At 64.2% G+C, this 12,010-nt stretch carries 7 protein-coding genes; 5 read left to right on the forward strand and 2 right to left on the reverse strand.

Going from position 1 to position 12,010, the window contains the following annotated elements:
• Window positions 1-68: 68 nt before the first annotated feature.
• From LRS11_RS11805 to LRS11_RS11825, 5 genes are all read left to right on the forward strand, one after another.
• Entirely contained in the window at window positions 69-1,097 is a 1,029-nt protein-coding gene (locus tag LRS11_RS11805; RefSeq protein WP_260493185.1) for an AraC family transcriptional regulator, read from the forward strand.
• A 10-nt stretch (window positions 1,098-1,107) separates the two neighbouring features.
• The gene (locus tag LRS11_RS11810; RefSeq protein WP_260493186.1) at window positions 1,108-1,755 is read left to right on the forward strand and encodes an MBL fold metallo-hydrolase; all 648 of its coding nucleotides are present in this window, start codon (window positions 1,108-1,110) and stop codon (window positions 1,753-1,755) included.
• A 123-nt stretch (window positions 1,756-1,878) separates the two neighbouring features.
• Window positions 1,879-2,565, forward strand: coding sequence for an OmpA family protein (locus LRS11_RS11815; protein WP_260493187.1), 687 nt, complete (start codon window positions 1,879-1,881; stop codon window positions 2,563-2,565).
• A 181-nt stretch (window positions 2,566-2,746) separates the two neighbouring features.
• Complete coding sequence (locus tag LRS11_RS11820) at window positions 2,747-6,499, forward strand: CHASE domain-containing protein (protein ID WP_260493188.1); 3,753 nt, start codon at window positions 2,747-2,749, stop codon at window positions 6,497-6,499.
• A 49-nt stretch (window positions 6,500-6,548) separates the two neighbouring features.
• The gene (locus LRS11_RS11825; protein ID WP_260493189.1) at window positions 6,549-8,684 is read left to right on the forward strand and encodes a putative bifunctional diguanylate cyclase/phosphodiesterase; all 2,136 of its coding nucleotides are present in this window, start codon (window positions 6,549-6,551) and stop codon (window positions 8,682-8,684) included.
• On the opposite strand, the gene LRS11_RS11830 is transcribed toward LRS11_RS11825, so the two are convergent.
• Both LRS11_RS11830 and pta read right to left on the reverse strand, forming a co-directional pair.
• Window positions 8,685-9,596 carry an acyltransferase gene (locus LRS11_RS11830; RefSeq protein WP_260493190.1) on the reverse strand — a complete coding sequence of 304 codons (912 nt, stop codon included), beginning with the start codon at window positions 9,594-9,596 and terminating at the stop codon, window positions 8,685-8,687.
• Window positions 9,597-9,916: 320 nt separating this feature from the next.
• The gene (pta, locus tag LRS11_RS11835; protein WP_260493191.1) at window positions 9,917-12,007 is read right to left on the reverse strand and encodes a phosphate acetyltransferase; all 2,091 of its coding nucleotides are present in this window, start codon (window positions 12,005-12,007) and stop codon (window positions 9,917-9,919) included.
• Between the last annotated feature and the right edge of the window lie 3 nt (window positions 12,008-12,010).

Consider the following 12,010-nt stretch of genomic DNA (forward strand, 5'->3'; position numbering starts at 1 on the left):
TGGTGGGCAAGGTTATCTTCTGCCATTATTCGGGTCATTTCCGGCCACTGCTGATAGGCGGCAGACTGATGAAGAAGCTGCTCACGCTGAACTCCGCGCTGGTCCCGCTGGCGTACGCACAGGCGTTGATCGAGCTTGCTGGGGAGTTGGGCGTGCCGCATGATCAGCTCTTGCTGGTCGCCGGCATCGGCCCGCAGGTTCTGCAGAATCCAGCTGGCCGGCTGTCTTTTCTCGACTTCCGCCAGCTCGCCAACGCCGCGTTGCTCGCGGCTGACGATCCAGCCCTGGGGCTGCTGCTAGGGCAGCGCCTGAATGCCTCGGCGCATGGCATCCTCGGCTATGCACTGCTCTCCAGCGCCACCCTGGAGAAGGCCCTGCACTTTGCGCTCAAGTACTACCGCGTCCTCGGGCTGAGCTTCGATCTGGAGCTGATCGAACATGCCGACCGCCTGGAGTTGCGCGCCAGTGAATCGATTCCGCTCGGGGCGCTCAGCCGTTTTGCCGCAGAGGGTCTGCTTGCCAGTCTGTACAGCATCGCCCAGTTCCTTCTCGGCGAGGCACCGCAAGGCGTGGCGGTCGGTTTTGCCTATCCGGCTCCCGCCTATGCCGAACGTTATCGCGACGTCTTCGGTAGGGTAGTGGCGTTCGAGCAACCCTGGCACTGGCTGAGTCTGCCGCGGGTCTATCTGGATCGGCCGATGGCCCTGGCCAATCCGGCGACCATGCAGATGTGCGAGCAGCAATGCGAAGCCCTGTTGGCGACGCTCGATGTCCAGGATGGCCTGCTCAGCCGGGTGCGCCGTCTGCTGCTGGCCCGTCCTGGCGAGTTTCCCGATCTGGATAGCGCCGCGCGGGCTCTGCATATCAGTGGCCGTAGCTTGCGTCGTCATCTGGCGAGCTCTGGTACCAGTTACCAGCAGATCCTCGATGAGGTGCGCAAGCGTCTGGCCTTGCAGTACCTGGGCACTACCCACCTGCCGCTCTATGAAATCGCCGTCTTGCTGGGTTTCAGCGACCCCTCCAATTTCCGCCGCGCCTTCCGCAAATGGACGGGGCGGCAGCCGAACGATTATCGTGCCGGCCCTGATCACCGATGAGGATTGCCAGATGAGCACCAGCCCCCAGCCCCAGCTGATTCGTGAAACCTTCCCGGTCGGGCCTTTGCAGTGCAATTGCACCATCATCGGCGACCCGCTGACCAAGAAGGCCATCGTCGTTGATCCGGGTGGCAATCCCGAGTTGATCATGGCGCGCCTGGAGGCCCATGGCCTGCAAGTGGTGAGCATCATTCACACTCATGCCCACCTCGATCACTTCCTCGCTTCGGGGCAGATGAAGGAGAAGACTGGCGCTACCCTGCACCTGCACAAGGACGACCAGTTCCTTTGGGACAACCTGGAGATGCAGTGCCGCATGTTCGGTGTGCCCTACACCCCGGTGCCGGCGCCGGACCAGTGGCTGGCCGATGATGAGGAACTGGCCTGCGGCTGTGGTGTGGCTCTGCATACACCAGGGCATACGCCAGGCTCGATGAGTTTCTGGTTCCCCCAGGACAAGTTGCTGATCGCCGGTGACACCCTGTTCCGTCGTGGCATCGGTCGTACCGACCTGTGGGGCGGTGACTACGCCACCATCGAGCGTTCGATCAAGCAACGCCTGTACAGTCTCGACGAGGAGGCCACAGTAGTAACCGGGCATGGGCCGGACACGCGCCTGGGCGAGGAAATGCGCGAGAATCCCTTTATTCGCGCCTGAGGCTTGGCGCACTGGCTGTGGCTGATTGTGACGCACGTCTGTAGCGAGGGAATCTTCTGCGTGGCCAGTGCTCTAAACTGCACCTGTTTATCTGCACGCAAGACTGCCTCAGGAGCTTCAAGCATGTTTACCCCCTCACGCCTCGTCCTCGCCGCTACCCTGGCTGCCCTGATGACCGGCTGTGCCTCGCAAAACCCCTATGACAACCAAGGCTCCCAGCAAAGCTCTGGCGGCATGAGCAAGACGGCCAAATATGGTGGCCTCGGTGCTCTAGCTGGCGCGGTCGCCGGTGCGGCGATCAACCATGACAACCGGGGCAAAGGTGCGCTGATCGGTGCCGCGGTTGCCGGAGCCGCGGGTGCAGGTTACGGCTACTACGCCGACAAGCAGGAAGCCGAACTGCGGCGCAGCATGGAAGGTACCGGCGTACAGGTCGAACGCCAGGGCGACAACATCCAGTTGATCATGCCGGGCAACATTACCTTTGCCACCGACTCGGCAGATATCGCCAGTAACTTTTACAACCCGCTGAACAACCTGGCCAATTCGTTCCGCCAGTACGACCAGAACAGCATCGAGATCATCGGGCACACCGACAGCACCGGCAGCCATGCCTACAACATGGGCCTGTCGCAGCGTCGCGCGCAGAGCGTGGCCAACTACCTGCTGGCGCAAGGGGTCAATGCCGGCCGCGTGAGTACCCGTGGTGCCGGCCCGGATCAACCGATTGCCAGCAATGCCACAGAAGAGGGGCGTTCGCAGAACCGTCGCGTAGAGATCAACCTGCGCCCCTTGCCCGGCCAGCAATAGCTGCAACTGCTGTACAAGAGGCCCCGATCAGGGGCCTTTTTGCATTCTGAGTGCCGGCCGTCGCGTGACTCGACGGCCTTAAATTCCTGACTAGACTGCTCAACATATGTTCTGCAGTCCGCGTTCCTGACAGGTGCGCATCCGCCGATTGCCGCGCATCGATCAAGGATCAGGAGAGTTCATGGACGACACCACCCCGGCTTTTCCCCCGCGCAAACCCTGGATTCCCCTGCTGGTCACCCTGGTTCTGCTGGCGGGCCTGAGCGCCCTGGTGACCTGGCAGTGGCTGGTGCTGGGGGCCAACAACCGCGACGAACAGGACGCCCGCTTTGCCCTGGCGGTGGATGGCGTCGAGCAGAGCGTGCGCGAACGCATGCTGGCTTACGAAATGGTTCTGCGGGGCATGTCCGGGCTGATGGCTGGCAGCAGCGACGTGTCCCATGAGGAGTGGCAGCGTGCGGCGGACCAGTTGCAGTTGCAGGAACGCTACCCCGGCATCCAGGCTCTGAGCTGGGGCCGCTACCTGCGTGACAGCGAGTTGGATGTCTTCGTGCAGCGCGAGCGCGGCAACGGCCGGCCAGAGTTTCAGGCCTATCCCCCAGGGCCGCGTGACGAGTACCTGATCGTCGACTTCATCAACCCGTTGGACTGGCGCAACCGGCGGGCCCTGGGCTTCGACATGTACAGCGAGGCGACCCGGCGTCTGGCTATCAGCCAGGCCCGCGACAGTGGTGAAGCGGTGCTGACCGGGCCGCTCAAGCTCAGGCAGGAGATCGAACAGGATGTGCAGGCCGGAGCACTCTTGTACCTGCCGGTTTATCGCCAGAATGCGCCGCAGACCAATGTCGATGAGCGGCGTGCCGCGGTGCTTGGCATGGTCGCCGGCACCTTCCGCATGGGTGACCTGATGCACGGCATCCTCGGCAGCAGCAGCGAACTGTTCTGGGTCGAGCTGCGCGACAGCCAGGATGCCGCCAATCCGCTGCTCACAGCGGTCTCGACAGATACCCAGCGACCCCGCTTCGAGACCCTGCGCACGCTGAACATCTACGGCCGGACCTGGCAGCTCAAGGTCAGCAGCACCCCCCAGTACGAGCAGACGCTGCACAACAGCAGCCTGAGTATCGGCCTGGGCAGCGGCTTGCTGGCCGCACTACTGTTGTCCTTGCTGATTGGTGGTTACCTGTTCCTGCGCGAGCGGGCGCTGGCCAGCAGCGAGCGCCTCAATCAGGGCGTGCGCGAGCGCGAAGAACGTTTCCGTCTGGTAATCGAGGCATCGCCCAACGCCATCGTGCTGGTCGACAGCCATGGCCATGTCGCCATGATCAATCGGCAGACCGAACTGATGTTCGGCTATGGCCGCGAAGAGATTCTCGGCCAACCGGTGGAAAAGCTCTTGCCGGAGTCCATCCGCAAGGCTCACGTCGGCATGCGCGAGAACTTCCAGGCGGCGCCGGAGCCACGTCGCATGGGCGGCAGCCGCGAGCTGTTCGGTCAGCACCGCGATGGCCGACAGATTCCCCTGGAAGTCGGCCTGTCACCGATCCGTGCCGGTAATGAGGTGCTGGTGCAGGCGGTGATCATCGATATCAGCGAGCGCAAGTCCGCTGAGGAACGCTTCCGCCTGGTGGTCGAGGCCTCGCCCAACGCCATCGTGCTGGTCGATGGCCATGGCCTGGTGGCCATGGTCAATCGGCAGACCGAGCAGATGTTCGGCTACTCGCGCGATGAGTTGCTCGGCCAGCCGGTCGAGCAACTGCTGCCCGAGTCCCTGCGCAAGATGCACCCACACCTGCGCGAAAGTTTCGTCAACGACCCGTCGCCGCGGCGCATGGGCGGCAACCGCGAGCTGTTTGGCCAGCACCGCGATGGTCACCTGATTCCCCTGGAAGTCGGCCTCTCGCCCTTGCGCAGTGGCACCGATGTGCTGGTGCAGGCAGTGATCATCGACATCAGCGAGCGCAAGGCTGCCGAGCAGCGCCTGCGCGAGCAGGCCGAGCAGTTGGCGCTGGCCAACCGCTACAAGTCAGAATTCCTCGCCAACATGTCCCACGAGTTGCGTACCCCGCTGAACAGCATCCTGATCCTCAGCGAGCAGTTGAAGCAGAACATGGCTGGCAACCTCACGGAAAAGCAGGTCAAGCATGCCGACATTGTCTACAGAGCCGGCAACGACCTGCTGCAACTGATCAACGATGTGCTCGATCTGGCAAAGATCGAAGCCGGCCGGGTGCAGCTCAAGCTCGAACCGCTGAATGTCCACGACATGCTGGTCGAGCTGGATGCCAGCCTGCGGCCGATGGCCGAGCTCAAGGGCCTGCGTCTGCTCAATACCATGGAGCCCGGCGTACCGCGGGTGATTCATACCGACCGCGGGCGCCTGCATCAGATCCTGCGCAACCTGCTGTCCAACGCGTTGAAGTTCACCGAAGCGGGCGAGGTGGAGCTGTCCATCAGCCGCTCGCCGACGCCGCTGGATGATGAGCGCGAAACCCTGCAGATCGTGGTGCGTGATACCGGCATCGGCATTGCTGTGGAGCAGCATGAGCGGATTTTCCAGGCCTTCCAGCAGATCGATGGCTCGACCAGCCGGCGCTTTGGTGGCACCGGCCTGGGCCTGGCGATCACCCGCCAGCTGGTCGAGGTACTGGATGGCAAGATCAGCCTGGAGAGTGTTCCCGGGCAGGGCTCGCGCTTCATCGTGCAGTTGCCGGTGGTGGCCCTGACCCAGGTCGAGCCGGACCAGCCCCTCAGCAGCGTGCCCGTGCGCAGCGGCCAGGGGCCGGCACTGCTGATCATCGAGGACGATCTCAATTTCTCCGCGGTGATTGCCGAAGAGGCTCAGGCCCATGGTTTTTCCAGCGTGCTCTGCCGCAGCGGCAAGCAGGCGATCAACCTGCTGCAGAGCGAGCGTTTCGTCGCGGTGGTGCTGGACATCCTCCTGCCGGATATCAGCGGCTGGCAGATCTACCGACGTTTGCGCAGTTTGGCGCAGTACCGCGACACACCGGTGCACATCATCTCCTGCGTACCGCAGCCACAGGACTGGCATGAGGATGGCACGCGCTATCTGGTCAAACCCATCGGGCGCGATGACCTCGAACAGGTCTTCGTCGGGCTCGCCGGCCTTGGCCAGACGCTGCGTCCACTGTTGCTGGTGGAGGACGTCGAGATCGAGCGCGAGCATTACCACGAGCACCTGAGCCAACTCGGTTTCACCGTTACCTCGGTGAGCAGCGCCGAGGCGGCGCGTCAGGCCTATGCGGAACAAGGTTTCAGCGCTCTGGTGATCGACCTCGATCTGCCGGATCAGGATGGTTTCGAGCTGCTCGAAGCCATGGATCGGCAGCGCCCCTTGCAGTCGACCCAGGTGGTGATCAACACCGGCCTGGATGTGACCCGCCAGGATCTGCAACGCCTGCGCCGTTACTCGGCCGTGGTGGTGCGCAAGAGTGGCGACGATCTGAGCCCGCTGAGCGCTGCCCTGCAGGGCTTCCTTTCCGGAGTGCGCGAGCCGCAGAGCGACAGCTCCGGGCTGGCCGGCAAGCGCGTGCTGCTGGTGGATGACGATATCCGCAATATCTATGCGATGAGCGCGCTACTGGACGAGGTCGGCCTGGTCGTCACCCCGGCCAAGGATGGCGTGGAAGCGCTGGAGCGCTTCGCGCGCCAACCGTTCGATCTGGTGCTGATGGACATGGCCATGCCACGCATGGACGGCTACACCGCCACGCGCCTGCTCAAGGAAGAGCACGATTGCCGGATTCCGATCATTGCCCTGACCGCCCATGCGATGAAGGGCGACCGCGAGAAATGCATCACCGCCGGGGCAGACGATTACTTGGCCAAACCGGTCAGCCGCCAGGAGTTGCTGGAGCACCTGCATCGCTGGTTGATCGAAGCCCCGCAACCCTTGCGGCAGGCGTTGGGATGAACAGACGGTCGCGGATACGTACCTTGATCCGGCGCTGAAGGAGGGCGAGATGGCGCAGTTAGAGCTCGATACGCAGCTGGACTCCCAGGTGCTGCTGGTGGTCGATGACCGCGATGAAAACCTGGTGGCCATGGAGGCCCTGCTCGGTGATGGCGAGTGGGATGTACGCACCGTCAACTCCGGCGAGGCGGCGCTGCAGTGCATGATCGAGGAGCCGGTCGGCCTGGTCCTGCTGGATGTGCAGATGCCGAAGATGGATGGCTTCGAAGTCGCCCGCCTGATGCGTGGCAGCCCGCACACCCGGCATACGCCAATCATCTTCCTCTCGGCCATCGCCCACACCGAGGACTCGGTGCTGCACGGCTATGCCATCGGCGCCGTGGACTTCATCCTCAAGCCTTTCGATCCCAAGGTACTGCGGCACAAGATCAGCGCCTTGCTTGAGCATGAGCGCCATCGCCACGAGTTGCTTCAGCTCAGCCAGCAGCTGGACAGTGCGCGCGCCTTCAATGCCTCTGTGCTGGAAAATGCCTCCGAAGGCATCCTGGTGCTGGATCAGGATGGCCAGATCAGCTTTGCCAACCCGGCCATGGCACAGATGCTCCACGGCGAAGTGGCCGACTTGCAGGGCACCCAGTTGCTCTCCTACCTGCATGCGCCGCAGATGCCGGCTGACTGGAAAAGCTCCGAGTTCTACCGCAGCTGGCGTGCCGGCAAGACCTATCGGCTGCATGACGCCGTGCTGACCACCTTTAGCGGCAGTTACCTGCCGGTGGCGTTGTCCTGTTCGCCCCTGCCGCAGTACCAGAACGCCATGGTACTGATCGCCCTGGATATGTCGGTGGTGAGCAACCTGCATGCCCAGCTCGAATCGCAGGCGGTGACCGACGCGCTGACCGGCCTGTACAACCGTCGTGGTTTTAATCAGGCCCTGGAGGCGGCGCTATCGCGCATCGATCGCAGCGGCAAGCGCATGGCCGTGCTCTACCTCGATCTGGACGGCTTCAAACGGGTCAACGACTCCCTGGGGCATGCCGCCGGCGACGAGATCCTGCGCACGGTGGCCGAGCAACTGAAGACCTGCCTGCGCCCCTACGACATCCTTGCGCGCATGGGCGGCGACGAATTCACTGCGCTGCTCGACTCGCTGGAGCACCCGGAAGATGCGGCGCGGGTGGCGGAGAAACTGATCGAGCTGGTGTCGGTGCGGCACAAGGTCGATGGCGTCGAGTTCACCCTGGGGGCCAGCGTCGGTATCGCCTGCTTCCCCGAGTGCGGGCAGACGGTCGATGGCCTGCTGCGCGCGGCGGACATGGCCATGTACGAGGCCAAACGCGCCGGCCGCCAGCAGTACCGCTTCTTTTCCCCGGAAATGAACGGCCGCGCACGTTCGCGGCTGATGCTCGAAGAAAGCCTGCGCACGGCCATCGAACAGGACGACTTCGTGCTGGTCTACCAGCCGCAGATCGATCTGGCCAGCGGCCGCCTGCGCGGCTTCGAGGCGCTGCTGCGCTGGCAGCACCGGGTCGCCGGCACCATCGCGCCCGGGGTGTTCATTCCATTGCTGGAGGAAACCCGGCTGATCAACCGCCTCGGTGACTGGATCTTCCAGCGTGGCATCCAGCAGTGCCGCGCCTGGCGCCCGCAATTCGGCGAGGACCTGCTGCTCAGCCTCAACGTCAGTCCGGTGCAGTTCAGCATGCCGCAATTGGTTGGCGACCTGCGTCGGGTGCTGGAGACCCATCAGCTCAAGCCGTCACAGCTGGAAGTGGAAGTCACCGAGAGTGCGCTGATGCAGGACCTCGACACCACCCGCGAGCAGCTTCAGCAGCTGCGTGCGTTGGGGGTGCGCATCGCCATCGACGACTTCGGCACCGGCTACTCGTCGCTGGCCTACCTGCGTCATTTCGAGCTGGATACGTTGAAGATCGACCGCCTGTTCATCGCCAACATGCTCGACTCACCGAAGGATGCGGCGATCGTCAGCACCATCATCGACCTGGCTCATCACCTCGGCCTGGAGGTGATCGCCGAAGGGGTGGAGACCATCGCCCAGCGTGACTGGCTGATCGCCCACCAGTGCAGCACCATGCAGGGCTTTCTGGTGGCGCCGGGCTTGTCGGTGGAGAAGGCCGGGGAATTTCCGCCCCGGCTCGATTGGGCCACTTGGGCGCCAGAAGCCTGATTAGCGGCGAGAGGTCGGGAACTGCTGGTGCAGCTGCGCCAGCTCGGCATCCTTGGCTTCCCAGAGCTGGTTGACCCACTGCTGGAAGGCCAGGCGGTAGGTTTCATCCTGGTCGTAGTTCTGGCCGATGAACTCGGCCGGAATCTCCAACTCCTCGAAACGCACCACCACTTTCTGCAGCCTGCCGCACAGCAGGTCCCAGAAACCCGGGCTGCCGCCTGGGTAATGGATGGTCACGTTGATGATCGAGTGCAGCTGCTCGCCCATGGCGTCCAGCACGAAGGCAATGCCGCCGGCCTTGGGCTTGAGCAGGTACTGGAAGGCCGAGCCCTGCTGGTCATGCTTGGCCTGGGTGAAGCGGGTGCCTTCGAGGAAGTTGAATACCGACACCGGATTGCTCTTGTAGCGTGCGCAGGCCTTGCGCGTGGTGGCCAGGTCCTGGCCGAGCTTCTCCGGGTGCTTGGCCAGGTAGGCCTTGGAGTAGCGCTTCATGAAGGGGAACTCCAGCGCCCACCAGCACAGGCCGATCACCGGCACCCAGATCAACTCCTGCTTGAGGAAGAACTTGAGCAGTGGCATGCGTCGGTTCAACTGGTACTGCAGCACCAGGATGTCGACCCAGCTCTGGTGGTTGCTGGTCACCAGGTAGGAGTGCTGGGTGTCGAAGCTCTGCATACCGGCCACGTCCCACTGGGTACGACAGACCAGGTTCATCCAGAACTTGTTGACGCCGATCCAGAACTCGGCGATGCCATGCATGACGAAGCGCAACCCGCGCTGGATGGCCGGCACCGGCAGGAGCAGCTTGAGCAGGGCCACGGCGAACAGTGGCCAGCAGCAGATCAGGGTGTTCAGGGCCAGCGTCAGGCCGGCAAGCAGGCCACGTAGCGGGGCAGGCAGAAAGTGCAGCATGGGGGCGTGAGCCTCCTGACAGTGGGGGCATTCTGTGTGCCCCGGATCGGTCGGGTTACCTGCGGCAGTTCCTTTGCACAAGGCGGTCGGCTGCCAAGGTTAACGCTTGTACACTGACCGGCAAGCGCTAGGGCTGACTTGTGGGTCAGGCGGCCCGGCGCATTTCGCCGCATTCAGGCGGGGCGAATTCTAGCGCAAGCCTCTTGCCGGGCGGGTGAAACCGCGTTGCGGAGGTCCGCCGTAGCCCGGATGCAATCCGGGGAGTTCTCGGTGTGTGCTTGCCCCGGATTGCATCCGGGCTACGTTGACGGTGGGCCTGATTAGGCCTCCCTGGCCGCGGCCTGGATGGCGGTGAGGGCGATGGTGTAGACGATATCGTCGACCAGGGCGCCGCGCGACAGATCGTTCACCGGCTTGCGCAGGCCCTGCAGCATAGGCCCCACGCTGACGCAGTCGGCACTGCGCTGCACCGCCTTGTAGGTGGTGTTGCCGGTGTTCAGATCGGGGAAGATGAACACCGTGGCGCGCCCGGCTACCGGGCTGTTCGGTGCCTTCTGCAGGCCGACGCTGGCGATGGCGGCGGCGTCGTACTGCAGCGGCCCGTCGATCAGTAGTTGCGGATTCTGCTCGCGGGCCAGGCGGGTGGCTTCGCGGACTTTCTCCACCTCGGCGCCGCTGCCGGAGTCGCCGGTGGAGTAGCTAATCATCGCCACCCGCGCGGCGACACCGAAGGCTTCGGCGGAGGCGGCGCTCTGCAGGGCGATCTCGGCCAGTTCGGCCGCGTTCGGGTCGGGGTTTACCGCGCAGTCGCCATATACCAGTACCTGATCCGGCAGCAGCATGAAGAACACCGAGGATACCAAGTTGTAGCCGGGCGCGGTCTTGATCAGCTGCAGTGCCGGGCGGATGGTGTTGGCGGTGGTGTGGATGGCGCCGGAGACCAGGCCGTCGACCTCGTCCAGGGCCAGCATCATGGTGCCCATCACCACGGTGTCTTCCAGTTGGGCAGTGGCCATCGGCGCATTCAGGCCCTTGCCCTTGCGCAGTTCGACCATCGGCCCGACATAGCGCTCGCGGATCAGGTCCGGATCGAGGATTTCCAGCCCGGGCGGCAGCTCGATGCCCTGGGCCTTGGCCACCGCCTGTACCGCTTCCGGCTTGGCCAGCAGCACGCAGCGGGCGATGCCGCGTGCCTGGCAGATGGCCGCAGCCTGCACAGTGCGCGGCTCGCTGCCTTCAGGCAGGACGATGCGCTTGTTCGCTGCCTGGGCGCGGCGCATCAACTGGTAGCGGAACGCTGGCGGCGACATGCGCGCCTCGCGCGGGGTGCCGCAACGCTGGGTGAGCCAGTCATGGTCGATATGGCTGGCGACGAACTCGGTGACCTTCTCCGCGCGCTCGCGGTCGTCGATGGGGATTTCCTTGTTCAGCCGGTTGAGGTTGGTCGCCGTGTCGTAGGAGCCGGTGCTCACGCTGAGCACCGGCAGGCCGCTGGCCAGGGCGCCGCGGCACAGCTCCATGATCCGCGGGTCCGGGGCGAAGTCGCTGCACAGCAACAGGCCGGCCAGCGGTACGCCATTCATGGCGGCCAGGCTGGCGGCGAGGATGATGTCGTCGCGATCGCCAGGGGTTACCACCAGCACGCCGGGCGTGAGCAACTGCACGGTGTTGGGCAGGGCACGGGCGCACAGGACGATCTGCTGCACGCGGCGCTGTTCGTAGTCACCGGCACTGATGATGTGCGCGCCGAGCAGCTCGGCGACGTCACGGGTGCGCGCAGCGTTCAGTTCGTCCTGCCAGGGAATGCAGCCGAGCAGGCGGAACTGCTCGGTCTTCAACAGCGGAGAAAGCTCCTGCAGGCGCGCGGCGAAGTTCTCACCGCGCACCTTGTTGAGGATGGTGCCGAGCACTTTCGGCTCCTGTGGCCCGCCGAACAGTTGGGCCTGGATCTCGATGCGGTCGGACAGCTCGGTCATGGCCTGGGCCGAGTCGCCCTCCGGTGCCGAGACCAGGATGATCTCGGCATCCAGGCTCCTGGCCAGGTGCACGTTGACCCGCGCCGCGTAGCTGGCGTGGCGGGTCGGCACCATGCCCTCGACGATCAGCACGTCCATGCCCTCGCTGGCCTGCTGGTAGAGACTGATGATCTCCTCCAGCAGTTCATCCAGCTGGCCGTCGCCGAGCATGCGTTCGACGTGGGCCAGGTCGAGTGGTTTGGGCGGCTTCAGGCCGAGGGTGCGGGCGATCAGCTCGGTAGAGCGCTCCGGGCCTTCGTCGCCGGGATGAGGCTGGGCGATCGGTTTGAAGAAACCGACCTTCAGGCCGTCGCGCTCCAGGGCGCGGACCAGGCCGAGACTGATGGAGGTGAGGCCGACACCGAAGCCGGTGGGGGCGATGAAGAAGGTATGCATGGG

Origin of the sequence: Pseudomonas sp. J452 (assembly GCF_024666525.1) — a bacterium.
In the GTDB taxonomy this organism is placed as follows: domain Bacteria; phylum Pseudomonadota; class Gammaproteobacteria; order Pseudomonadales; family Pseudomonadaceae; genus Aquipseudomonas.

Coding starts and splice junctions, on each gene's coding strand:
- LRS11_RS11815 (WP_260493187.1), top strand. CDS start 1,879: ATGTTTACCCCCTCACGCCTCGTCCTCGCCGCTACCCTGGCTGCCCTG.
- LRS11_RS11825 (WP_260493189.1), top strand. CDS start 6,549: ATGGCGCAGTTAGAGCTCGATACGCAGCTGGACTCCCAGGTGCTGCTG.
- LRS11_RS11810 (WP_260493186.1), top strand. CDS start 1,108: ATGAGCACCAGCCCCCAGCCCCAGCTGATTCGTGAAACCTTCCCGGTC.
- pta (WP_260493191.1), bottom strand. CDS start 12,007: ATGCATACCTTCTTCATCGCCCCCACCGGCTTCGGTGTCGGCCTCACC.
- LRS11_RS11805 (WP_260493185.1), top strand. CDS start 69: ATGAAGAAGCTGCTCACGCTGAACTCCGCGCTGGTCCCGCTGGCGTAC.
- LRS11_RS11830 (WP_260493190.1), bottom strand. CDS start 9,596: ATGCTGCACTTTCTGCCTGCCCCGCTACGTGGCCTGCTTGCCGGCCTG.
- LRS11_RS11820 (WP_260493188.1), top strand. CDS start 2,747: ATGGACGACACCACCCCGGCTTTTCCCCCGCGCAAACCCTGGATTCCC.